This is a genomic window from Streptosporangium roseum DSM 43021, assembly GCF_000024865.1.
GTDB lineage: Bacteria > Actinomycetota > Actinomycetes > Streptosporangiales > Streptosporangiaceae > Streptosporangium > Streptosporangium roseum.
This window is the reverse complement of sequence record NC_013595.1, coordinates 6,975,377-6,997,069: the sequence shown is the minus strand read 5'-3', so window position 1 is coordinate 6,997,069 and position 21,693 is coordinate 6,975,377. Positions and strand designations below refer to the sequence as shown.

Sequence of the window (21,693 nt, the reverse complement as noted above, 5' to 3'; positions counted from 1 at the left end):
CTGATACGCGATTACACAGAGCTACTAATCACTCCTAACGAGTTCAGCCGCTCCGGCAGACTCGGGCCTGAACAGCCGCCAGGTGGCCAACCGCCTCGTCGGCATCCTGCACGGATGCCTGAAGACCAGCACGCTCTACGACGAAGCAACCGCCTGGTCACATCACACCAAACCACTCACCGCTTGACACCCTAAGCACCTGGGATGTCTTTGCGCCCTGTGACGCCGACCCCGGCACCGGGCCAAAGAAACCGGCAACACTCTGATGACTTCTGGCATCTCATGAAGCATGAGGTTTCGTGCAGCTCTCGCGACATTCCTCCTCGCCGCCGTAACACTGATCGGACAGCCTGCGGCGGCTGCCACGCCGGTCACGATCGCGTACGCGCAGCTGACACAGACCTGGGAACCGGTGCTCACCAACGGAGACGTGGTGGAGGTGCCGGAGGCGCTCGCCAAGGCGCCTGAGAACGCGGTCAATGCCGGCGCCCGGGCGCCGTTCCTGGTCAGTGGGGATGGGCGGCATTTTCTTTACTTCCGGAAATCGGACGGGCGGTTCGTCGAGCGGACTCTGAACAGCAAGGAAAGGGTCGTGTCACGGCAGTTCACGGCGGACACGATCGGCGAGGAGTGGCCGTGGGTGTCGGACGACGGCAGTTATGTGGTCACGGGGACCTCGGGGCCGGGGCTGGGAGTCTTCGCGGACCTGCGGAAAGGCAGGGTATTGGGGCCTCGCGGAGAGACGGATGAGTGGGGCTTCCGCGGATTCAGCCCGGACGGCAAGCGGTTGCTGCTGGTAGGGGAACGGTTGACGGTGTTCGACCGAGGGCTGCGTGCCCGGATGCGGCTGAAGACGCGGCTGTCGCCGAGGGCGTTGGCGAATGACTACGTCACGGCGGCGACGCCTGTCGGCACGTACGGCAAGTACCGCAAGCTGCGCCTGCTCGACCTGCGTACCGGCCGCGCGACCGGCACGGTGACCGTGCGGTTGCCGCGCGGGCAGTACATCGAAGACCTCGACTTCGACCAGGCGGGTCACGTGATCGTCCGATCGAAGACCAAGACGGGGGTGGCTGTCTACCGGGTGTCGAGGGCGACCGGCAAGGCGACCCTGCTACGGACGATTACCCGGCCCGACGAGGAAATTTGGGTGCTCCCGGGGGACGGTACGTACGAGCTGTGGACGGAAAGAAAAAAGCAAGGCGACTCGTAGGGGGTCCCGGTAGTACTGGGGAAATTTTCGACGGATATGCAGGTCGGAGCCCCCGTAAGGGCCTTTGAGCACAGCCTGGAAGACGGGCCGCTGACCTGCATATCCGTTGTTTCCTGCGCCGTTACCACCGCCCCCGCATCACGGCCCGCGACCAGGCCGTCGCGGCCGCCGCCGTGAAGGCGCCGGCCGGCCGGATGGTGACCGGGTGGGACCGCGACGCCTGGAGCCGCTCCGTCTACGGCGAATCGACCTGGTCCGCCTGCCTGGCCGACTGACCGATTTATGCGCCATGGGCGCGGGCCTCGTCCCATCTGCACCCATTGATGGCAACCGCAGTTCTGACGGTTTTTTGAGGAACGATAACGATCCGTGCCCGCATCGCAACGGATTGTCGGGGGTGCTCGCTACCTTCCTGTCCGATGTGACAGATCCACAGGATGGGAGAGGCATTCTGGCCGAGCTCGCCGCTCAGCTGCGCGAAGGCGAGCTCGGCCGCCAGCACTGGCACCACGCCAAGCTCTACAACGCGATGCTCGATGCGCTGGTCGACCTCGGCGCGGCCTACCCGGGTGGCGTGGACTACCTGCAGCGCGACGCCGACCGGCGTAAGCGCAGGCGCTGAGAGCGCGGCCTGTTGCCCCGTTCGCCGGGGAAGGCGGCGCCCGTATAACGTCCCGGACGTATCGCTTTTCGTGTCCGTTTCCCGGTGCAAGTTAGTGGATAACTCCGATTTACGGCGAAGGGCAGAGTAGGTCACAGGGTGCCGGCCAGGCAGCGCCGGTCGCTGGTGATGGCGTAGCGGCGGTAGGCCAGCACCGTGGCCAGGTCCGTGCAGATCTCGTCGGCGAAGAGGGCCAGGACGTCGGAGGCATCGGCCTCCGGCAGGTACGCCGGGGCGATCTCCAGGCACATCCGCCCGACCTCGGCGGCCACCGCGTACAGCTCCTCCACCATGGCCCTGCCCTGACGCACCCGAGGATCGCCGGCCCGTGGTCGGGGCGGGGTGCGGACGTGCGAGATCGCGCGACGCAGCAGCTCGGCCACGTCAGCCTCGGCCAGCTCGCGGCCGTCGCGTTGGGCCTGTGCGGCCAGGTGGGCCAGCACCGCGGCGACCTGCTCGACCTGGTCTTGGACGTCGAGCAGCGCGCGGCCGGACAGGGCGATGCTGTCTCCCGTGGGAGACAGCCCGGTCGCGGTGGCGGCAATCGACAGCAGCCGGTCGGCGGTGGTGGCGATGTCGATCCGCCGGTACGCGTGGGCGCGGCCGATCCCGAACTCGGCGGCCGCGTACTGGCCCCAGGAGGCATAGCCGAGCGCGATCCAGGCCCGGCCCTCGTGGGGGGCAGACCAAGTAAGCCGGAAAGGGCTAATAGGGCTGGTCAGGCGGTTGTCTGGACTCATCGAACCTGACAGTTTGGCGCGGATCTTGACAGTTGACTTGATAGTGAGAGATCGAAGATGACAGTTGGCCCGCGCCCTCGACGCCTGGCGTTGATGGTTCGGTAAGTTTCTGATCATGTCCGATGCCGACTTCACCCCCCTCCGCGTCACCTACCGCGAGGGGCTCTCCCGTGACACCTCCCTCCGCATGCGCGCATGGGCGAAGGCGAAGGGCTACTCCGTCAGCGAGCGTGGCCGGGTCGCGCCGGAGATCATCGATGCCTTCCTCGCCGCCCATCCCGAGGTCTACGAGCAGGCAAGAAAGTTCGAGATGGTCCACGCCACCGCGAGAACCCCCGGCGCGTCGCCGGAGGATTACGAGTGGCAGGGGGACAGCCGACTCGGGGACATCTACACGATCGCTTTCGTCCGCGGGCTCGACGAGCACGAGGTGCTCCGCCGACTCGGTGCCGCGGACGAGGACATTCGGCTGATCACAGACGAGGACCACTCTCTGCCGGAAGGGCCAGAGGTCATCACTGTGAGGCGAATCGGGGATTGGACCATCTCGATCGAGGACTGCGGCTGGCGCGCGCAGTGGCAGGCTCTGTCCGACCTGTCTCGCGACGGCGGGGAGGTGGTGACAGTGCAGCGGCACGACTACGCCCAGCACCACGTCGCCTATGCCGTCGACGGCCGGCTCATCACCGGCATCAACCCGAGGTTTCCCATAGACAGGCAGGGTGCGGATCCCGACCGGCTCAATCGTCACCTCCATGAGCTGGGCATCGATCCGGCCGCCGGCGACTCCGTCGACAACTCCATCCCGGCGGCCCTGACACTCGCCACCCGCATCACCGGCGTCATGATCACTCCACAACACCTTCACCGCCCCATTCTCGGCGCCGCCATACCCGGCGCCTATTTCTGACCCACCTCAGCCTCGAAACGGGCCAGAAGCGGTGATGATGCAGCGATGCCCTCACCTCGCCACAGAGCCCCTCCGGGGGTCCGGTAGTAATCGCGGAAAATCCAACGGATATGCCCCTGACCTGCTCTGATATGAGGGCGTCGCAGGACTGGTGCGCCGGTTGGTAGATGCGGTGAGCCGAGCCGAAGATGCCGCCGACCTTGCCCGGGTCTTCACGTCGACTCAGGTCAGCGGCATATCCGTTGGAAATTTCTTCATTGCTACCGGGCCCCCAGGGGGCGTCCGATGAAATTGCGGCCACTTCCCGGATCGGAACGGCGAGTGGCGGTAAGCCGCACCCGACGCATCGCTAATGCCATTGACCGCTCCATTGCTTCTCGACCCCCTAAACAGGGAGCACCCCTTCTAGGGGCGCCCCAGGCGACGTCATCGGCCTCGTCGGCATCAATGGAGCAGGCAAGTCGACGCTGCTCCCATCATGCTCAAGCGTCAGATCAACATGTCCACGTAGACCAGGTTGACGATGGTGTGGATGAGGATGATCACCCAGATGTTGCGGTAGCGCCCCCACAGGTAGCCCTGCATCAGGCCGAACATCCCCTGCGCCGCCACGACGGAGGCGATGCCGACGCCGATGGCCTCGGGGTCGATGTGGCTGACGTGCATCGCGGAGAACAGCAGCGCGGAGGCGAGGATCGCGGGCCATCTGCCGTACAAGGCCTCCAGTCTTGTCTGCAGCCAAGCCCGGTAGAAGAACTCCTCCAGCACGCTCGCCGTCAGCAGGGTGATCAGCGAGCCGATGGCGAGCGTGACGGGATCGGGCAGTTGCTGGGTGAGAGGCGGCGACAGCGGGCTGACCTCCGCCAGCAGGAACCACGCGACGACGGCGGGCAGCGGGGCCGGCCACGTCACCGGCCTGGGGATGGATCTGGCGGCGGGGCCGTCCCCTCTGATCAGCCTGAACCCGACCAGCGGTACGACCACCAGGATCGTGATCTTGACGACGGGGTAGAGCAGCCCCCGGCCGACGAGCGCCACCGCGATGGGGAAGGCGACCGCCGCCGCGAGCAGCAGCCAGGTCTCCTTGACCAGCCTCGGCCGCGGCAGGCCGGACAGCGGCTGGGGTAAGGCCGCGCGCGGCGCGACGAGCATGGCGAGGAGCACCGCGGCCAGCTGCGGCAGCAGCGCCGCCCACAGGGAGACGCCGGTGGCGCCGGGATCGGCCGACAGGCGGATCACGGTGTTGCCGGTGAGGATCAGTGACGTGTAGGCCAGGACGAACACCGCCAGGCCCGCCCCCGTCAAGAGGCCGGTTCTCGACATGTGTTTCATGATTGTTCCGGCTCAGGCCCGTTTCCTCCTGCCGTGGAACCAGCCGGACGTCATCCCTTGTGTTGACGCGATCAGGCCGAGGTCGGGACCGATCTTTTCGCGAAATAGCAGGCGGCCTGTGCCTCCGGTACGGCAGGCGGCACCTGGAGCAGCTCCGAGCTGCACCTGCCGTCCGCCCCCTCCGATGCCGCCTTGCCCGACGCCGGTACCTGGCAGCGGGCGTGGAAGCGGCAGCCGCCGGGGATGCGCGTCGGGTCGGGCGGCTCGCCGGTCAGCACCACCCGCTCGGGCGACTCGGGCAGCACCGACAGCAGCGCCTGCGTGTGGGGGTGCTTGGGCGCCTTCAGCACCTCTTCGACGGGTCCCGACTCGACGAACCAGCCCGATTGGGAACCCGCTCTCGGCGGTATCGCAGTTACCTGTCGTGACCTGCGGCGATGCTCCCCGTTTGGGCCGTGTGGTGCATTTCTTACCGTCGCCCCTGGTTGGATGGGGTTTCTGCTTGATCGTGTTCGTGTCGGAGACGGTCGGGTGGAGGGCGGGTTGGGGTGCGTCGGGAGTGGGAGTCGGAGGAGCTGACAGGAGGGTCGGTTCCCGCCGGGAGCGGAGGGCACCTCACCGGCTTCGGCGCCATGGCCAAGCTCTACGCCGCGCCGAGCTGAAGTCGCCGTGTACGGCCGCTAACGGATGGTCGAGATCCCGGCGAGGATAAGGTCGATGCCTGCGAGGAATTGCTTGCGGTCGTCGTGCTCGGCCAGCTGTGCCACGACCTGATGCACGAACGGATACTTCGCGGCGTCGTGCTGTGTCGTCCACTGAGCGGCGATGGTTTCAAGGAACGCGGACTGGTCCGTCTCTCGTGGCAGGGCGCGGGCGCCTGCAGCGGACTGTCCTGCGATGCCGAGAACGTAGTTCACGAGCGCGGAGGCGGCGTCGAACTGCGCGTGTTCGGGAACGCCGAGGGCTGCGAGCTGACCGCCCGCGCTCTCGAAGATCTGCAGCATCGCCGTCTGCCACGGTTCGCGAGACAGCTGCGCACCGACCCACGGGCGGGCGTGGATCGCATCGAACACGCCGAGCATGATGGCGCGGATCGCCTCACCTGGCTCGTCACCGGTGACCGCTCCGGTCGTCACGTGAGCGATGACCTCGTCGGTGGCGGCGCGCAGGAGCTCGTCCTTGCCGGCGACGTGGTGGTAGATCGCTCCAGGCCCGGTCGACAGACGATTCGCCAGCACCCGGAAGGTCAGCGCGTCCTCCCCGCCCTCATCGAGGGTCTCGACCGCGGCACGGACGATGCGTTCCTTCGACAGCGCGTCCCCGCGCCGCGCTGTCCGCGGCTTTTTTGTCGTCATACGTCCATTTTGACACGGATGGAACGTTGTTCCATGCTATTGGAACAACGTTCCAAGCGAGATGCGCCGAAGGCCGGGCCAGGTACCCACCGAACGGCGTACACGGAAGAGATCGGAGATGGCATGGCACTCCAGGACCAGCCCGCGTACATCATCAAGATGCGTGCCAAGCCCGGACTGGGCGACCAGCTGTTCGAATTGGCCACCGCCGGCATGAAGAAGTCGGGGTCCTCCGACCGGTTCATCATGGCTCGCGAAGACGAAGACCCGGACGTGCTCTGGAACTTCGAGGTGTTCAGGTCCGAGGAGGTCAAAGACGCCTACGAGAACGGCCCTCTGGCTGACGAACTCCGAGACGAGATCATCGGCCTCCTGGCCGAGCCTCCGATGCGGATTCCGGTCCACCCGTACTCCGCTCTGCCCGCCGACCCCTCCTGAGCCGGCCAGGCCGCCTGCCGCGAACATGTTCACGACGGGCGGTCACATCGCACCACGCCGCCCGATGCGCGCCCCTCCTCAGCCGCTTGGCCACCAGGGCGTGGGTCTGGGTGTGGGGGGCGTGGTGGCGATGTGATTCGTCGCCATGGCGGTGAGAGCGCGCCGTCGCTGCCTCCTCGGACAACGGGGGGAACACATCAAGACCTACCCGGCGGCTGGGGACATCTTCGGGAGCGGGGAGCCGACCGGGGAGGGGAGACCTCACCTTGCTCAACGCCCCTCTCGCCCGTCTGATCATCCGGCCGCACCCGCCCCCTGGCAAGGGCCCCGGCCTCGACGGATGCGAGGTTGGCCGGATCTGGACACGTTCCGTATGGAACGCACCACGAACGCACGCCATCGCCAAGGTCACCGAGGTTCTGGCACCCCGTCACCGTACTCACTGACTGCGCACGTCAGCACCCAAATGACGGCTGGTGACAGCCGCCTTGCCGGTATCCCCAGTTGGTCTCAGAGGTTCGAGTTTCTCGGCTCCACTCCGGCAAATCTGCCCATTTACATTCTCGGCTGTCCGATAAAAGCTCTGGCCAAAGGATGCCGTTGAATCATCAACACGAAGACGGCGACGACGTAACCGGCGTAGCGAAGGGATGACGTCGCGTGTCACAACCAGACGAGAGCGTCATGATCAAGAGCCTCGGCTCGACATACTGGCGCAGCATTCAATACCAGGAACAAACATTCTGGTGTTGGAACGCGACGACGATCAGCGTCGCGAACTTCTACGCCAACGCGCAGGTTTGGACCCAGTGCGGATTCGCCGCCGCAGTCCTCAACAGGGACGACTCCCGGCTCGCTGACCAGCGACCGTTCCGCTGCTGCCCGGGTGACGAGTTACGCGGGGACTGCAACCAGGGTTGGTGGCCGGATGCTGGGCCGCTGCAGCAAGCCGGGATTCAGGTCCCGGTCGCCGAAGGCGACAGGCATCGCGTCGACCAGACGTGGATGGACGGCAGATGGGTGGGGGTCAGAAGGCTCACTGAGCTGACGAAGAACGAGGTCAAGGCGGAGATAGACGCCGGACGCCCGATCATCATGAACATCGGCTGGGGTGGCGGCCTGTCCGGCCACGTCGTCAACATCTGGGGGTACAGCTACCGCCCGGAGACCGGTGAACTGGTGCACGTATGGGTGCATGACCCGTGGGAGGACACGGGCGGGGTATATGAGGGCATGGAGGACGCTCCCATCATGTGGGTCGCATGGGAGACGCTCTTCGGCGGTTACCCGGGCGGCCAGAACGGCACCTGGAACAGGACCTTCAAGACTCGGCGCAACTAGCCTCAGGGAGCTTTGCAATGCCGTTGAACATGCCTGAACCGCCGGGACGGATTCGCGACGAAACGCGCTCCCATCTCGGCCGAATCGCCAGAGCCAGCGGGGACGGCCCGAAACTGCTTGGCGAGATCGCCCCGGATGACGTGGAGGTGTCCACCCCACACCGGGTGTTCGCACTGCTCGTGCGAGACATCGAGGCCGGCGGCGGCCTGGGAAAGGCGCAGCCGGTGGGCTGGCGATTCCTGTTGGAGTCCGGCGGCAAGGTGCTCGCCGGCGCCGAAGTCTCCGAAACGCCGGAACGCACCTTCCCGCCAACGTTCTACAGAGGCTCATCCGTTGGAGCCACCGCGACCGCGGTCAAAGCCGCACGAGCCCTGCCGCAGCTTCAACTGGCCGGGTTCGACCTCCGACTCCTGCGGATCCCCGAGCTCTACCAGATGGCGCTGTGGTTGCACTCATCCAACACCGACCTGCTCATACCGCTGGCACCCTCCCCGATCGGGCGCGAGGGTCAGGTCACACCACCACCGGTGTTCTTCCGAGAACTCACCGCCCGTGCCCAGGACTACAGAGCCCGCCAGCCCCCCGTCCGGGAGTCGGCCTAACGCCATCCGCTCACCCTTCCTGGAGGTGATCGCAAAAGATCGCCGGCCGGCGTGAGTTGCTCGGGGATGCGGGGGTGACTTCATCGCCCCCGCTCCCAAGGCCGTGGTGCCGGCGCACATCGTTTCCCAGCCCTGGCCCTGGCCGCACACCCCCAACCACCTGGCCATGTTCGCCCTCGCGGTACGCCGGCGCGACCGGCGTGAAGCGATCGGCCAGGTGGTGCGGACCATCGTCGCGGCGCCCGGATCGGCGCTGGGCCGCTATCCGGCAACTGGGCACTTCCGGCTCGCCAGTGGCGGCCAGTGGCGGCGGCCCTACCGACACCTGGTGTTCGGCGATGGTGCCTGCTCCGCGGCGCACCCTGGCCACTACGCCGAGTGTCCGCTTCCGGACAGCGTGTAGGTCTGGTGCATGTCGGCAAATAACGGAAGATGAGCGGTAAGCGGCACCCAGCCGCCTCCCGCCGGGTACGGGGATGCGGCGAACAGCATCCGGCAGGGACCCCTCCAGGTCGGACAAGGATCTCTCATGGCCGGAACGCGTCCCGCTCTGCCCGACGCCACCACTCCCGAATTCCAGGCCGAGGCGCTCGCCGAAGCCAACGCCCTGCGGGCCAGGCACCACGCGCCGCCGCTGGTCCTGGATGCCGCGCTCAGCGCCTACGCCCAGGAGCGGGCGACATCCCGGTCCGAGCAGGAAGGGCTGGAGGCCGGGCACGACGGCCTGCGCGCGCAGACCGGCGAGAACATCTTCTGGGGCGGTGGTTCGGAGGCGCTGCCCGGATCGGTAGCGGTCAACAGCTGGTACGAGGAGATCGCCGCCTACGACTTCGCCGCGGCCAAGTTCTCTCCGGAGGCCGGCCACTTCACCCAGCTGGTGTGGAAGGCCAGCACCAAGGTCGGCATCGCCCGCGCCGCCGGGCAGGGCGGCGAGTTCTTCGAGACCTACGTCGTGTTCGTCTTCGAGCCGCGCGGCAACCTCCAAGGCGCCTTCGCGCAGAACGTGCTGCCCGAGTAACCGGCCCTCGCCTGCATCGCGCCGGCGGCCTCGCACGTTCAGGATCGACCGCACCGCCCACGGTTGTCATGGGCCCGATCGAAGCCCACCGGAGGCGGTACGCAAGCCGAGAGGAGCTCTCCCCTTGCCCCCCACCACCCGTCCCCGCCGCGGACCGCGCAAACGTCTCACCGCTCTGGTCGCCGCGTTCGCCCTGGCCGCCACCGGCCTGACGGCACTGTCCACTCCCGCGCACGCCGCGGCACCTGGCGCCACGGCCTACGTCACGAACCTGCGAGGCAACTCGGTCTCGGTCATCGACGCCACGACCGGCACGGTGAGCGCGACCGTTCCGGTCGGCACTTTCCCGTCCGGGGTGGCCGTCTCCCCGGACGGAGCCGAGGTCTACGTCACCAACCAGGGTTCCAACAACATCTCGGTGATCGACGCCGCCACGAACACGGTGTCGGCGACCATCCCGGCCTCCCAGTTCCCCAACCCCGTGGCGTTCGCGCCGGACGGCGCGCACGCCTACGTGGGCGTCAGCCTCGGCGGAGGAGCCCAGGGAGTCAGAGTCATCGACACCGCCACCCACACGGTCACCGCGACCGTCACCGTCACCGGCCAGCCCTTCGACATCGCGGTGACCCCCGACGGCGGCAAGGCGATCGTCGCCGGTTTCGTCGGCAGCACGGTCTCGGTCATCGACACCGCTACCAACACCGTCACCGCGACCATCACCAGTCCCAGCGCCCAGACCCCGGCCGGCGTGGTGATCAGCCCCGACGGGACACACGCCTACACGGCCAACTACAACAGCAACAACGTCTCCGTCATCGATCTGGCCACCAACACGATCACGGGCACTGTCCCCGTCGCCTCCGGTCCGCAGGACGTGTCGATCAGCCCGGACGGCGCCCACCTCTACGTGACCACCGCCAGCGCCAACGCCGTCGCGGTCATCGACACCGCCACCAGCGCCGTCACCACCACCATCCCGGTGGGAACCCAGCCCGCGGGCATCCGCGTCAACCCCGCCGACGGCACCGCCTACGTCACCAACACCGCCACCGACGACGTCTCGGTCATCGACCTGACCACCAACGCCGTCACCGCCACCATCGGCGTCGGCGACACCCCGTACAACGTCGACGTCTCACCTGCCCGGCCCATCGTGACCGGCCTCAGCCCCAGCAGCGGACCCGCCGCCGGCGGCAACACCGTCACGATCACCGGCAGCCACCTTTACAGCACCAGCGCGGTGAAGTTCGGCGGCACCCCGGCCACCAACGTGACCGTGGTCAACGCCACCACCGTCACCGCGACCGCCCCGGCCCACACCCCAGGCACCGTGCACGTCACGGTCACCACCCAGGCCGGCACCAGCGCCACCGGCAACGCCGACCAGTACACCTACCTCCCCGAACCCGAAGCCGACATCGACGTCGACCTGACCGCCCAGCCGCACCTCGGCATCCTCGTCCCCTACCTGTCCTACACCCTCACCGCCCACAACACCGGCCCCGACGCCGTCACCTCGGCCACCCTCACCGCCACCCTCCCGCCCGGCGCGACCGCCACCAACCTCCCGGCCGGCTGCACCGCCGCCGCCACCACCGTGACCTGCACCTACGGCACCATCGCCAACGGAGCCAGCACCGGCAAGACCTTTCGCGTCCCTCTCCACCTGCTCTCCCTCGGCCACGTGACGGTCACCGGCGTCCGCGCCACCAGCGCCCCCACCGACCCCAACACCGCCAACGACACCGCCACCAAGACCTGCCACGTCATCTCCATCATCCTCGCCACCTGCTGACCAACCCCCAGCGGACCACCTGACCCACCAACGACCACAGCACAGCGGCCGGGACTCACCAAGCCCCGGCCGCACCGCAAGCGAGGGACCGCCACGACCTATGGTCAGGGCGATCTGACCAGCGACAACTGGCCCCATGCGCGCGCTCAGGGTGGCAACGCCTTACAAGGAACGGTCGTGCGGTCCGATCGCCCGGACCGCATGACCAACAACGCCGATTCCGCGCTTTCCGTAGAGGGCGCGGGCAGGATCGTGATCGAGGGTGATCATCACGGAAAGGGCGGTTGCCGATGCCAGGACGAGGCGAAGGACGGCGTACTGCCGACGGGGTGCCGCGGCCGCGCCGGGTCGGACCGTTGCGCCTGGCCGAGGAAGAGTTCACCACGCTGAGCGCGGCCGCCAAGCGCGAGGGACCGAGCGTCGGCGCCTACGTCACCTCGACCGCGCTGACCGTGGCGCAGGAGAGGCTGACGCCCGTGCCGGCGGACTGGCGCGCGTAGAGGACTGGTTCGAGCCGAGCTGGCCGCCGCAGAACAACAGAAGATCAAGCAGCAGAAGACAACCACGACAACTACACGAAACAGAGCAGACACCCGAGAAGGCGCAGACGACCAGACAGAACAGCAGAACGAGACAGGAAGATCACCAGTACGTCAACCAGCATCAAGTCAGAAGCAAGATCAACCAGCAGTGCTAAGGCATCGTCATTTCATGACAATGCGTAGCGGAACGTAAACAGAAGCTCACGGACAGTGCTAAGGCATCCGGCACCCTGTGCCCGATACGTCCGGGACGAAAAGGGTCGCGATGCCCACCGAGCCGGAGCCCGACGTCTCGGCCTACGTGCGCGTCTACGAGCAGTTGCTGGGCCGTTCCTGCGCCTGGTGTGGACGGCACGCGCCCTATTCCGGGCAGATCGCCTGGGCGTGAGCCCGGCGGTGTTGGCGCCCTACGGGCAACGGGGCGCAGACCCGTTCGGGCCATCTGGTGATGGATCTGTGACTGGTTAATGACGCACACTCCTATCTGTTCTGGTCGGTGCGGTCGCGCCGTTGGTTAGGCGAGGCGAGCCGGAACGGGGCCCTGTGCCAGGCCCTGGCGGACCTGGCGGGTGAGATCGTCGGCCAGGATTTCCGGCTGGCTCTCGGCGAGACCGTCGAGTGCCTGGGCGGCGACGTCGGCGGGGTCGGCCTTCGGGACGCCGGGCATCCCGGCGGTCATGTCGGTGTCCATGAAGCCGACGTGGAGCGCCGAGACGCTGATTCCTCGGGGCTGGAGTTCCTCGCGGGCTGCGTTGGTCAGGGCCCATGCGGCGGCCTTGGCTGCCGCGTACGCCCCGGCCCGTGCCGGGTGCATCCACGAGATCACCGACAGGATGTTCAGGATCGCGCCGCCGCCGTTGGCCTCGATGACCGGCGCGAACGCCCGTGTGACGGCAAGGGGGCCGTAGAAGTTCGTCTCCAGTTCCCGGCGCACCGTGTCGATGTTGCCGGCGATCAGCGGCGTGCCGGTGGAGATCCCGGCGTTGTTGATCAGAAGGTTCGCGTTGGTGGCGATCTGAGCGGCGGCCCGGATTGATTCGTGGTCGGTGACGTCGAGCCGGAGCGGAGTGGTGCCTGGCAGGTCCAGCTCGTCAGGGCGGCGTACTGCCGCATAGACCGATGCTCCGCGCTCCAGCAGCTGAGTCGCCAGGTGACGTCCCAGACCCCGGTTCGCGCCGGTGATGACCGCGATCGCGCCGTTCAGTTCCATGTCTGCCTCCTTGGGTGTGGGCCCGGCCTTGGGCCTCGAAATAGATTATGGCTATAATCTATAGCAGGAGCACAGGATAGATGATGTCCAACATCCAACAAGGGGCAGCAAATGGGTCGCAGATCACAGGCGCAGGCGCAGCAGAACCGCGAGCGTGTCGTCGACACGGCGTCCCGGCTCTTCCGCGAACAGGGCACCGAGGTCAGCGTCGCCGACCTGATGAAAGCGGCCGGGCTGACCCACGGCGGGTTCTACAAGCAGTTCGCCTCCAAGGAAGCGCTCATCGGCGAGGCGACCGCGCACGCCTTCGATGAAAACGCCCGCCTGCGCGCCACCGCACTCGAACGGCACGCCGGGGACCATGACGCCGCCCAGCAGGCGTTCATCGATGCCTACCTCTCAACCGGGCACCGCGACAACGCCGGGGACGGCTGCCCTGTCGCCGGGCTTGCCGTCGACATCGCCCGCGGTCACGGCGACACCGAGGCCCGCCGCGTCTTCACCGAGCAGGTCGGCGACACCGCCGCCTGGCTCGCCACCGGAGACCAGGACGGCATCGCCCGGCTGTGCACCATGATCGGCGCCCTCGTCCTCGCCCGCGCCACCACAGGCAGCCCGCTGTCCGAAGACATCCTCGCCACCGCGCGCGCGGTATTAGCCGACACCGGCAACCCGTCCGCCCCGTAGGCGGCCACCCCGTAGATGGGTCGCCGAGGCATCTTGTGACACCACGCCGATTTGCACTTGTGGTGCGAATGTTCTGATTTGTGTGTTTCGAGAATCCAGTACGGTGAACACCCGGAAAACGACGAATCCTGAAAGATCACCTTCAGTGGGAGTAGGCGGAGCAGGCCAGGCATGGAACTGCGCGACATCGAGATCTTCCTGACCCTGGCCGAGGAACTGCACTTCGGTCGCACCGCCGCCCGGCTGCACGTATCACCCGCCCGCATCTCCCAGGCGATTCAGAAGCAGGAGCGGCAGATCGGCGCGCCGTTGTTCGAGCGCAACAGCCACACCGTACGGCTGTCGCCGGTCGGGCAGCAGCTGCGCGACGACCTCCGGCCTCTTTACGCCGGGCTGAAGGACAGCATGGAACGCGCCCAGCTCGTCGGCCAGGGCATCACCGGCGTTCTGCGCGTCGGCATGCTGCCCGCCAACGCCTACGACCTACGCCCCTACTGGGACGCCTTCCGCCTGCGGCACCCGCAGTGGAAGCTACGCATCCAGAAAATCCAGTTCAGCGACGCCTTCGCCACGCTGCGCCGCGGGGACATCGACGTCCTGATCGCCTGGCTGCCCATCGACGAGCCCGACCTCATTGTGGGACCGGTCCTGTTCGCCGACCCCCGGGTGCTGGCCGTCTCCACCGGCCACGAGCTCACCCGCCGCACGTCGGTCTCCCTGGAGATCGCCGCCGACTTCCAGCACCCGCAGTCCGACACCCGGCCCGACTACTGGTACAACGCCGCCATTCCACGCGAGACCCGCCGCGGCCGCACGATCGAGCGTGGCCCGCTGGTGCAGGACACCGAAGGCGCCATCACCCTGGCCAGCATGGCCGAGATCGTCGTGCTCTTCCCCGCCCACATGACCCGCTACTGGATACGGCCGGACATCACCTACCTGCCGGTCACCGACATGGGGCCGCTGCCGTACGCGCTGGTGTGGCGCAGCGAGACGGAGAACGAGCTCATCCGGGCCCTGGCCGAGGTCGCCCGCGACCTCGGCCCACTCGCGCAACAGAGCTGATCGCCGAACAACACGGTGAACCCGGAAGCGTCGGGCGGTCCGGACGTCATCAGGTGCAGCGCCACCTTGGGCAGAGCCGCGGCCCATTTCAGCTGATCACCGGCAGGGGTGACCGGTGCGAGCACCTCGGCACTCATGTGGCCGGTGCCGGTGCCCTCGGTCGCCTCGACCAGGCAGCCGGTGCGCAGGATCGCCTCCTTGATGATGCCGATCAGCGCAGTTGTCCGGCCAGCCCCAAGCGCGCTTCCGGTCCCCAACCCGGCGCATCCAAGAACGCGTGCTCGCGCGACGTCAGCGTGAAGTACTTGATCAACTCCTCACGCCCGATGTCTGGGAGCGACCGAAGTCGCTCCAACTGCTCATCCGGCACCAACCCCGGCGACATCAACCACTCCACGCGCCACAGATCACCTAGGTCGTGACGGGCCGTAGCGGAGATGATCAATAAGAAGCGTGGAAGGCGAGAAGTCGCAGGTCAGACGTAGATCTGTTGGATTTCCGCCGTTTGCTACAAAAACCCCGTTAAGTCTGTGGTTAACGCGGCGTTGCGGGATCCCGCATTGCCGACAGTGAGCCGTACCGGCAGTCTTGATCCAGGACGAATCAGCACATGGGAGGGAAAACGTGGCATACAACCACATACGAGCAGATTCATGAACATTGTTGGCTCAAAAGTCGTCTTCACCATCGACGATCTGCCGAGGTCCCGCCACTTCTTCACCACCCACCTCGGTTTCCGCGAGATGCTCGACACGCCGGATCTCGTCTGGCTGAACCGCGATGACGCGGCCGTCGACATCATGCTGCACCAGCGCGACCTCGAACGGCCGCCCGAGCGGATCGCCCAGCCGGTGGTGGCGTTCGCGGTCACCGACCTGGTCAAGGAGTCCGCGCGCCTGAGCGCCGAGGGCGCGCCCGTCACCACGCGGCTGTGGCGCAGCCCGTGGGGCGAGCGGCTGATGCGCCTGACCGACCCCAACGGCATCGTCGTCGAGCTGACCGAATGGATCCCGCCGAGCGGCGCCTGATCCACCCCACCGGCTCTGCCGGGAGCACACGCCGCTGCTGCGGCCGAGCAGCGGCCCGTCCCCGTCGCACCGCGCACTGACAGGCGCGCCGGCTGGTGTCAGCGGCCGCGTCAGAGCGGCGACGGTACCGCCTCAAGGCGGCCAGCGATCGTCACCCATCGAACTTCGCAACTGATCCCCAGGAGCTCACCACCATGTCCCTCACCCTCACCACCCAGGACAAGATCACCCTCCGCACCGCCGCCTACGGCGCCGTCACGCTGCTGGCGTCCGCCGACGCCGCCGGCTCGCCGCACAAAGCCGCCACCGCCGGCTCGCTCGCCCTGTACAGCGCGACCGGGCCGGTCGGGCACGTGCTCGCCGAGAAGAAGCCGGGCGTCCACCTGGAGGGCAAGACGGTGGCCGCGATGGCCGACCACGTGCTGCCCGCCCTGACCGCCTCCATGACCCTGCTCACCCAGCAGGACCCGGCCGTGGCCGGAGAGTTCCGCCACACCGTCCTGGTCGCCGTCGACGCCGCGGCCCGCTCCCACCGGGGCGAGCCCAGCCCGACCGCGGCCGAGATGACCCGCAAGATCACCGCAGCTCTCGACGCCGCCTGACGAGCCGGTCGCCCAGCGCGACCACAGCCGGCCGACTACGAACAACAACCAAGGATGTCCATGTCTGTCCACCCATGGCGAGCCTCGCTCGCCGCACTCCCCCTCGCGGCAGTGACCGCGGTCGCAGGCGCTCCCGCCGCCTCCGCCGAGCCGAAGATCGAAGTCTCCGGCGGACTCACCCAGCCCGTCTTCTCCTACACCGACGCCATCCGCGAGCACGTCCGGGTGCAGTCGCCGCTCGACAGTGACGGCGACGGCAAGAAAGACCTGGTCCGGGTGGACGTCATCCGGCCGAAGGAGTCCGGCTCCGGGCTCAAGGTCCCAGTGATCATGCATCAGAGCCCGTACTTCGACAACCCCGGTGTCGGCTTCCAGCTGGATCACAAAAAATACGATGCGAACGGCAATCTGACGAAGTTTCCGCTGTTCTATGACAACTACTTCGTGCCCCGCGGCTACGCGTTCGTGTCGGTCGACATGGTCGGCACCCGGCTGTCGGAAGGCTGCCCGACCGGAGGCGGCCCGTCCGACGTGCTCGGCGGCAAAGCGGTCATCGACTGGCTGAACGGCCGCGCACCCGCCTACGACGACAACGGCGACCCGGTGAAGGCCACCTGGACCACCGGCCGCACCGGCATGATCGGTCACTCCTACGAGGGCGCGTTGGCCATCGGGGTGGCAGGCACCGGGGTGGCCGGGCTGGAAACGATCGTGCCGCTCGCCGCGCCGAGCAGTTGGTACGACATGTGGCGGGCGAACGGCACCCTCACGGACTTCAAGGGCGGGCAGGCGTGGCTGGCCAAGCGGGTCGACGCCGATCCGCCCGAGAAGTGCGCGGCGGTGCACCAGCGGATGACCACCGGCTCGGACGACACCACCGGCGACTACAACGCCTACTGGGACGAGCTCGACTACCGCGACGGGCCGATCTCGAGTGCGCGCAACGTGCGCGCCAGCGTCTTCCCGGTGGTGGGCATGCACGACCGCAACGTGATGGGCAACCAGTTCTCCCAGTGGTGGGCCGCGCTGCCCCGCCGCGTCGAGCGCAAGGTGTAGGTCACGCAGTACGGTCACCTGGACCCGTTCTGGGCGCGGCGCGACGTGTGGGTCGACACCCTGCACAAGTGGTTCGACCACGAGCTGATGGGCGTGGCCAACGACATCATGCGCCGGCCGCGCGCCGACGTGCAGCTCGGCCCGGACCGCTGGATCACCCAGGCCGACTGGCCGGCGCCGACGCGTACGGTGACCCTGAGACCGCGACAGGACGGCTCGCTGCTCCGCGGCCCCTCCAAGGGCGACGGCAGCTTCCTCGACACCAAGCAGGCCGAACTCGCGATGGCCGAGAACCCCGCCACCGCCAACCCGAACCGGCTGGCCTACCTGACGCCACCGCTGAAGGGGGCGGCGAGGTTGTCCGGGACGCCGACGGTAAGCCTCAAGGTCAAGCTCGACAAGCCCGCCGCCAACCTGGGCGTCCTGCTCGTCGACTACGGCACCGACACCCGCATCCACGGCGTCGACCCCGCCCAGGGGCAGGGTCTCAAGCTCATCGACGGACACGACTGCGTCGGCGAGGGCACGGCCGACGACGACGGCTGTTACCTCAGGGCCGGGGACAACACGATCACCTCCGGCTTCCAGGTGGTCTCCCGTGGCATCATCGACGCGCAGAATCGCAGGTCGCTGAGCCGTCCGGCGCCTTTGGCCCCGGGCCGGCCGTACCAGATCACCTGGGAGATGTTGCCGCAGGACTACGAGTTCAAGGCGGGGCACCGGCTGGGGCTGGTGCTGACCGGAACCAACGCCGACCTGGACCAGGCCGTCCTCGGCGAGGGCGAAACCGCCACCGGGGCCAGGGTTGCCGTCGACCTGGCCGGCACCTCGATCGCGCTGCCGCTGGTGATCTCCGGCTGACAGCGAGCCGGTTTCCCTTCACTCATGCAGGACAAGGCGGTTCGTCTTGTCCCCTACTAGTTCAGGAGTATCCGCATATGCAAACCACCTGGTTCATCACCGGTGCCAGCCGCGGTCTGGGCCGCGCCTACGCCGAGGCCGCGCTGGAGCGCGGTGACCAGGTCGTCGCCGTCTCCCGAAGCGTCGTGCGCGGCGACTTCCACGACGTCTACGGCGACCGCGTGCTGCCCTTGGCCGTCGACGTGACCGACCGGGACGCCGTGTTCGCCGCGGTATCCACCGCGGTCGAGCGCTTCGGGCGCCTCGACATCGTGGTGAACAACGCCGGGACCATGTCCTCGGGCATGGTGGAGGAGTTCACCGAGGCCGAAGCCCGCGCCCAGCTGGAGGTCAACTTCTTCGGCGCGCTGTGGGTCAGCCAGGCGGCCCTGGGACGGATGCGCGAGCAGGGGGCTGGGCACATCGTCCAGATTTCCAGCATCGGTGGCCTGGGCGGCTTCCCGAGCACGGGGTTGTACAGCGCGAGCAAGTTCGCACTGGAGGGCATGAGTGAGGCGCTGGCGATGGAGGCGGCGGCCTTCGGGGTCAAGGTCACCATCGTCCAGCCGGGCGGCTACTGGACCGATCTGTACACCAGCATGACCTCGACCGCTCCGGCGGAGCCGTACGACCCACTCCGTGCCGAGCTGGCCGAGCAGTGGGCCGAGGGGTCGATCGACAGCGATCCGAGGTTGGCCGCCGAGGCGATGCTGAAGCTGGTCGACAGCCCGGAGCCGCCGCTGCGGTTGCTGCTCGGGAGCATGGTGTACGACCTGGCCTTCGACATCTCGCGCCGGCGGATGAAGGAGTGGGCGGGCTGGGAGGAGGTCAGCCGGGCCGCCGAGCACGCCGTACCCGCCCCCGGGAGCGCCGGCTGACCTTGATGCGGTCCGGCCTGGGCGGATGTTTCGCCGACGCGCTCAAGGCACGCCGAACCGTGCGGCGTGCCGGGAGGGGTAACGGTGTCGGATTGTGGTCGGCTCGGTGGCCAGGCGTAGCGCGAATGTCGGGGTTAACGGGATCGCGGTGGCAGTGGAAATACTGAAGATCGTGTTGTCGCGCCGTGGCCGCGGCATGGCCCTCTCCTCGGGGCGGCGCAGGCCGCTTCCGGCCCGGGTCGGTCGGGGGCGGCCGGGGATGGTCCAGGCGCCGACGTGGACGACGTGGACGCGCTCCCGCACGCCGAGTGGTCGGCGGTGGCCGCGTGGCTGAAGGCGGGCAAGGCCGTCACCACCCGGCGCGCCCGCCTGGCCGACGTCGCCGCGTTCGTCCGCTGGCTGGCGGCCGAGGCCCCGGACGTGCAGCTGCCGGCCGTGACCGAGGATCACCTGACGCACTACCGCGACACCATCGCCACCGGCACCGCGCGCGCCGCCGCCCACCCGGCCGACGCCGCCGCCGTGGCGCTGCTCAGCGTGTGCGCGGTCCGCGTCAGCGAGCTGGTCTCCCTCACCGTCGGCTCGGTGGCCATCGACGCAGGGCACACGGTGATCCTGTTTCGCCGCAAGGGCGGCAAGGTCGACCAGGCTGCTGATCACGTCACTGACAGTGGTCAGCCTGGCCGGCGCCGGCGGCTGGTACCTGTATGAGCGTTCCCAGCTGCCTCAGCCTCCACCGGATATCGCGCTCTCGCCGTCACTTGAGTTCGAGGTGGTCATGTGCGGGTGCGGCACCCTGCCCGCGGCGACCGTTGAGCAACGGCAGGAGACCGAGGCCATGCTTCGGGCGATGCCCCAGGTGACCTCGGTCAAGGTGCGAAGCGGCCAGGAGGTGGCCGACCAGCTGCGCAGAAGCTACGAACGGAGCGGGGACACCAAACGGGCGCAGGACCCCTCCTCCTTCGGCGACGTCCTGCATGGCGTACTCCGGCGCGCTGAAGGCTTCCCCGCCATAGCCGAAAAGATGAAATCGGCGCAGAGAGTCTCCATGGTCTTCCGATCGGGGGTGAACTTCTGGGCAGGCAAGGCCGAGGCCCAGATCTCCCTATGCGGGCAAGACCTCTTCTCCCGGAACGCACCCGCGTGCCGGCAGAGCAAGCGCGCGGGAGCGACGAGGGTGGTCACCGAGACGAGGGTGGTCACCGAGACGAGGGTGGTCACCGAGGAGGAGAAGGCGGCTGTCGTAACCCGGCTGCGGGACCTGCTCGGAGTGGAGACGATTTACTTCCAGGACTCCGGCCACGCCCTGAAAATCGCGAAGCTCTCCGCTTCGGACCACAGGTCGACCGAGACCTTTCCGGATTCTTTCTATGTCAAGTTCCCCGATCCGGCCCTCGCCCGTGCAATCACCCCCACCATCAAGCCGATGCCCGGCGTCTTGGCGGTGTGGCCGGCCCAAGGTGATGCCGCCTGCTGCCCCGCCGACGCGTCCCGGGCCGGGGTCACCAGCCACTCCAGTCGGGTCATCCCCAGCCCCGCATCCACCACCAGCATCCGCTCCAGATCGGCGCGGAGCTCTGCCGTCAGCAGGTGCCCCACCAGCTGAGAGGTCAGATCGGCGGCCGCCTTTCGGGCGGTGCCGACCATCTTGGCCAAGATGAGCACGCCGGGCCGGATCACCTTGGCCGCCATCAGATACTCGCGCGCCAGGTTGAACAGCAGCGTCGGCGAATCATGCTCCATCGCCCGGTCCAGCAGGAACTGCTCCAGCTCCTTCATCGCCTGGCTGCCCGCCGGGGCGCTCTGCCACTCCAGATACTTGGCGATCAGGCCCAGATGATCCGAGCGGGTCTGATCGCGCTTGCCGTACAGCCGCAGCGCCGCCGGCGCCACGCCCAGCCGCTCCGCGACCCGGCCCACGGCCGCCGGCGGCGCCGAGCCCACATCGTCGGGCACGAACCCCAGCCTCGGCAGCGTACACAGCTGGACCAGCATGCCCAGCCGGTCGACCGGGCCCCGACCTTTCCCTGGATCGACGAACGCCACGTCAGCCGACGTCGGCGTGAAATATCGGATCAACTCATCCACGCTGATCTCCGGGAACGAGCGCAGCTGCTCCAACTGCTCCTCGGAGAACATCTTCTCTGACAACGCACCACTCCACGTGCCGTACCGGACAAAACCGGGACGAACGTAGAGACAGTGATCATCAACCCGCCACAGGCGGTCAACTCCTCCCGTTACCGCAGGTCAGACACTACTTCGTTGGAAATTTCTTGATTGCTACTGGGACCCCCAGCGAGTCGGCGGCGGGGAGGAC

26 protein-coding genes and 1 pseudogene are annotated in these 21,693 nt (G+C 67.7%); 20 read left to right on the top strand and 7 right to left on the bottom strand.

Annotated elements, in window-relative coordinates; translation table 11 throughout:
• The first annotated feature begins 289 nt into the window (after window positions 1-289).
• A complete protein-coding gene (locus SROS_RS30860) occupies window positions 290-1,213 on the top strand; it encodes a hypothetical protein (protein WP_012892842.1) in 924 nt (307 codons plus the stop codon).
• Between the two features lie 421 nt (window positions 1,214-1,634).
• A complete protein-coding gene (locus SROS_RS30855; protein ID WP_148269252.1) occupies window positions 1,635-1,835 on the top strand; it encodes a hypothetical protein in 201 nt (66 codons plus the stop codon).
• Between the two features lie 131 nt (window positions 1,836-1,966).
• Here the strand turns inward: SROS_RS30855 and SROS_RS30850 are convergent, their stop codons facing one another.
• Window positions 1,967-2,614: a hypothetical protein gene (locus SROS_RS30850; RefSeq protein WP_012892840.1), complete on the bottom strand. Its 648-nt coding sequence runs from the start codon at window positions 2,612-2,614 to the stop codon at window positions 1,967-1,969.
• 115 nt (window positions 2,615-2,729) lie between these two features.
• On the opposite strand from SROS_RS30850, the gene SROS_RS30845 reads away from it, so the two are divergent.
• The gene (locus SROS_RS30845; protein WP_012892839.1) at window positions 2,730-3,524 is read left to right on the top strand and encodes a DUF6461 domain-containing protein; all 795 of its coding nucleotides are present in this window, start codon (window positions 2,730-2,732) and stop codon (window positions 3,522-3,524) included.
• 489 nt (window positions 3,525-4,013) lie between these two features.
• On the opposite strand, the gene SROS_RS30840 is transcribed toward SROS_RS30845, so the two are convergent.
• From SROS_RS30840 to SROS_RS30830, 3 genes are all read right to left on the bottom strand, one after another.
• Window positions 4,014-4,847: a CPBP family intramembrane glutamic endopeptidase gene (locus SROS_RS30840; RefSeq protein ID WP_052317073.1), complete on the bottom strand. Its 834-nt coding sequence runs from the start codon at window positions 4,845-4,847 to the stop codon at window positions 4,014-4,016.
• An 80-nt stretch (window positions 4,848-4,927) separates the two neighbouring features.
• Window positions 4,928-5,206 (bottom strand): oligopeptide/dipeptide ABC transporter ATP-binding protein, encoded by a 279-nt coding sequence (locus SROS_RS53305; protein ID WP_043653267.1) that lies wholly within the window; start codon window positions 5,204-5,206, stop codon window positions 4,928-4,930.
• A 330-nt stretch (window positions 5,207-5,536) separates the two neighbouring features.
• Window positions 5,537-6,211 (bottom strand): TetR/AcrR family transcriptional regulator, encoded by a 675-nt coding sequence (locus SROS_RS30830; protein ID WP_012892836.1) that lies wholly within the window; start codon window positions 6,209-6,211, stop codon window positions 5,537-5,539.
• A gap of 123 nt (window positions 6,212-6,334) precedes the next feature.
• Here SROS_RS30830 and SROS_RS30825 point away from each other — a divergent pair, with 123 nt between their 5' ends.
• The 8 genes from SROS_RS30825 to SROS_RS54010 all read left to right on the top strand — a co-directional run bounded on the left by SROS_RS30825 (window position 6,335) and on the right by SROS_RS54010 (window position 12,335).
• On the top strand, window positions 6,335-6,649 hold the full coding sequence (locus SROS_RS30825; protein ID WP_012892835.1) for a putative quinol monooxygenase: 315 nt from the start codon (window positions 6,335-6,337) through the stop codon (window positions 6,647-6,649).
• A gap of 684 nt (window positions 6,650-7,333) precedes the next feature.
• Entirely contained in the window at window positions 7,334-7,990 is a 657-nt protein-coding gene (locus SROS_RS30820; RefSeq protein ID WP_012892834.1) for a C39 family peptidase, read from the top strand.
• Between the two features lie 17 nt (window positions 7,991-8,007).
• On the top strand, window positions 8,008-8,592 hold the full coding sequence (locus tag SROS_RS30815; RefSeq protein ID WP_012892833.1) for a hypothetical protein: 585 nt from the start codon (window positions 8,008-8,010) through the stop codon (window positions 8,590-8,592).
• 103 nt (window positions 8,593-8,695) lie between these two features.
• Window positions 8,696-8,995: a DUF3703 domain-containing protein gene (locus SROS_RS46315; protein WP_052317072.1), complete on the top strand. Its 300-nt coding sequence runs from the start codon at window positions 8,696-8,698 to the stop codon at window positions 8,993-8,995.
• 126 nt (window positions 8,996-9,121) lie between these two features.
• Complete coding sequence (locus SROS_RS30805) at window positions 9,122-9,610, top strand: CAP family protein (RefSeq protein WP_012892832.1); 489 nt, start codon at window positions 9,122-9,124, stop codon at window positions 9,608-9,610.
• 124 nt (window positions 9,611-9,734) lie between these two features.
• Window positions 9,735-11,405 (top strand): IPT/TIG domain-containing protein, encoded by a 1,671-nt coding sequence (locus SROS_RS54015; RefSeq protein ID WP_012892831.1) that lies wholly within the window; start codon window positions 9,735-9,737, stop codon window positions 11,403-11,405.
• Between the two features lie 329 nt (window positions 11,406-11,734).
• A complete protein-coding gene (locus tag SROS_RS51315; RefSeq protein ID WP_169369412.1) occupies window positions 11,735-11,905 on the top strand; it encodes a hypothetical protein in 171 nt (56 codons plus the stop codon).
• A gap of 307 nt (window positions 11,906-12,212) precedes the next feature.
• Entirely contained in the window at window positions 12,213-12,335 is a 123-nt protein-coding gene (locus SROS_RS54010) for a hypothetical protein (protein WP_012892829.1), read from the top strand.
• 126 nt (window positions 12,336-12,461) lie between these two features.
• Here the strand turns inward: SROS_RS54010 and SROS_RS30795 are convergent, their stop codons facing one another.
• A complete protein-coding gene (locus SROS_RS30795; RefSeq protein WP_012892828.1) occupies window positions 12,462-13,157 on the bottom strand; it encodes an SDR family oxidoreductase in 696 nt (231 codons plus the stop codon).
• A gap of 111 nt (window positions 13,158-13,268) precedes the next feature.
• Here SROS_RS30795 and SROS_RS30790 point away from each other — a divergent pair, with 111 nt between their 5' ends.
• The gene (locus SROS_RS30790; protein WP_012892827.1) at window positions 13,269-13,844 is read left to right on the top strand and encodes a TetR/AcrR family transcriptional regulator; all 576 of its coding nucleotides are present in this window, start codon (window positions 13,269-13,271) and stop codon (window positions 13,842-13,844) included.
• 171 nt (window positions 13,845-14,015) lie between these two features.
• The gene (locus SROS_RS30785; protein ID WP_012892826.1) at window positions 14,016-14,909 is read left to right on the top strand and encodes a LysR family transcriptional regulator; all 894 of its coding nucleotides are present in this window, start codon (window positions 14,016-14,018) and stop codon (window positions 14,907-14,909) included.
• A 211-nt stretch (window positions 14,910-15,120) separates the two neighbouring features.
• Here SROS_RS30785 and SROS_RS30780 read toward each other — a convergent pair whose 3' ends face one another.
• A complete protein-coding gene (locus tag SROS_RS30780) occupies window positions 15,121-15,306 on the bottom strand; it encodes a DUF4158 domain-containing protein (protein ID WP_043653264.1) in 186 nt (61 codons plus the stop codon).
• A 256-nt stretch (window positions 15,307-15,562) separates the two neighbouring features.
• On the opposite strand from SROS_RS30780, the gene SROS_RS30775 reads away from it, so the two are divergent.
• From SROS_RS30775 to SROS_RS54565, 7 genes and pseudogenes are all read left to right on the top strand, one after another.
• A complete protein-coding gene (locus SROS_RS30775; RefSeq protein ID WP_012892825.1) occupies window positions 15,563-15,937 on the top strand; it encodes a VOC family protein in 375 nt (124 codons plus the stop codon).
• Window positions 15,938-16,131: 194 nt separating this feature from the next.
• On the top strand, window positions 16,132-16,539 hold the full coding sequence (locus SROS_RS30770; RefSeq protein ID WP_012892824.1) for a hypothetical protein: 408 nt from the start codon (window positions 16,132-16,134) through the stop codon (window positions 16,537-16,539).
• Between the two features lie 60 nt (window positions 16,540-16,599).
• Complete coding sequence (locus SROS_RS48820; protein ID WP_169369410.1) at window positions 16,600-17,595, top strand: CocE/NonD family hydrolase; 996 nt, start codon at window positions 16,600-16,602, stop codon at window positions 17,593-17,595.
• 45 nt (window positions 17,596-17,640) lie between these two features.
• Window positions 17,641-18,456 (top strand): CocE/NonD family hydrolase C-terminal non-catalytic domain-containing protein, encoded by an 816-nt coding sequence (locus SROS_RS48815; RefSeq protein ID WP_086012378.1) that lies wholly within the window; start codon window positions 17,641-17,643, stop codon window positions 18,454-18,456.
• Window positions 18,457-18,533: 77 nt separating this feature from the next.
• Window positions 18,534-19,373 (top strand): SDR family oxidoreductase, encoded by an 840-nt coding sequence (locus tag SROS_RS30760; protein WP_012892823.1) that lies wholly within the window; start codon window positions 18,534-18,536, stop codon window positions 19,371-19,373.
• Window positions 19,374-19,649: 276 nt separating this feature from the next.
• Window positions 19,650-20,084: a site-specific integrase gene (locus SROS_RS30755; protein WP_043653262.1), complete on the top strand. Its 435-nt coding sequence runs from the start codon at window positions 19,650-19,652 to the stop codon at window positions 20,082-20,084.
• A gap of 67 nt (window positions 20,085-20,151) precedes the next feature.
• Window positions 20,152-20,760: pseudogene (locus SROS_RS54565) on the top strand (permease-like cell division protein FtsX); the annotation flags it as partial.
• On the opposite strand, the gene SROS_RS53290 reads toward SROS_RS54565, so the two are convergent.
• Window positions 20,742-21,512, bottom strand: a complete 771-nt coding sequence (locus tag SROS_RS53290; RefSeq protein ID WP_362967194.1) for a DUF4158 domain-containing protein — start codon at window positions 21,510-21,512, stop codon at window positions 20,742-20,744. The pseudogene SROS_RS54565 and the gene SROS_RS53290 sit on opposite strands and share 19 nt — an antisense overlap.
• Window positions 21,513-21,693 lie beyond the last annotated feature (181 nt).

Excerpts from the sequence above, each read along its gene's own strand:
- SROS_RS30860 (WP_012892842.1), top strand. The coding sequence starts at position 290 with ATGAGGTTTCGTGCAGCTCTCGCGACATTCCTCCTCGCCGCCGTAACA.
- SROS_RS30850 (WP_012892840.1), bottom strand. The coding sequence starts at position 2,614 with ATGAGTCCAGACAACCGCCTGACCAGCCCTATTAGCCCTTTCCGGCTT.
- SROS_RS30845 (WP_012892839.1), top strand. The coding sequence starts at position 2,730 with ATGTCCGATGCCGACTTCACCCCCCTCCGCGTCACCTACCGCGAGGGG.
- SROS_RS30840 (WP_052317073.1), bottom strand. The coding sequence starts at position 4,847 with ATGTCGAGAACCGGCCTCTTGACGGGGGCGGGCCTGGCGGTGTTCGTC.
- SROS_RS30830 (WP_012892836.1), bottom strand. The coding sequence starts at position 6,211 with ATGACGACAAAAAAGCCGCGGACAGCGCGGCGCGGGGACGCGCTGTCG.
- SROS_RS30825 (WP_012892835.1), top strand. The coding sequence starts at position 6,335 with ATGGCACTCCAGGACCAGCCCGCGTACATCATCAAGATGCGTGCCAAG.
- SROS_RS30820 (WP_012892834.1), top strand. The coding sequence starts at position 7,334 with ATGATCAAGAGCCTCGGCTCGACATACTGGCGCAGCATTCAATACCAG.
- SROS_RS30815 (WP_012892833.1), top strand. The coding sequence starts at position 8,008 with ATGCCGTTGAACATGCCTGAACCGCCGGGACGGATTCGCGACGAAACG.
- SROS_RS30805 (WP_012892832.1), top strand. The coding sequence starts at position 9,122 with ATGGCCGGAACGCGTCCCGCTCTGCCCGACGCCACCACTCCCGAATTC.
- SROS_RS54010 (WP_012892829.1), top strand. The coding sequence starts at position 12,213 with ATGCCCACCGAGCCGGAGCCCGACGTCTCGGCCTACGTGCGCGTCTAC.
- SROS_RS30795 (WP_012892828.1), bottom strand. The coding sequence starts at position 13,157 with ATGGAACTGAACGGCGCGATCGCGGTCATCACCGGCGCGAACCGGGGT.
- SROS_RS30790 (WP_012892827.1), top strand. The coding sequence starts at position 13,269 with ATGGGTCGCAGATCACAGGCGCAGGCGCAGCAGAACCGCGAGCGTGTC.
- SROS_RS30785 (WP_012892826.1), top strand. The coding sequence starts at position 14,016 with ATGGAACTGCGCGACATCGAGATCTTCCTGACCCTGGCCGAGGAACTG.
- SROS_RS30775 (WP_012892825.1), top strand. The coding sequence starts at position 15,563 with ATGAACATTGTTGGCTCAAAAGTCGTCTTCACCATCGACGATCTGCCG.
- SROS_RS30770 (WP_012892824.1), top strand. The coding sequence starts at position 16,132 with ATGTCCCTCACCCTCACCACCCAGGACAAGATCACCCTCCGCACCGCC.
- SROS_RS48820 (WP_169369410.1), top strand. The coding sequence starts at position 16,600 with ATGTCTGTCCACCCATGGCGAGCCTCGCTCGCCGCACTCCCCCTCGCG.
- SROS_RS30760 (WP_012892823.1), top strand. The coding sequence starts at position 18,534 with ATGCAAACCACCTGGTTCATCACCGGTGCCAGCCGCGGTCTGGGCCGC.
- SROS_RS53290 (WP_362967194.1), bottom strand. The coding sequence starts at position 21,512 with ATGTTCTCCGAGGAGCAGTTGGAGCAGCTGCGCTCGTTCCCGGAGATC.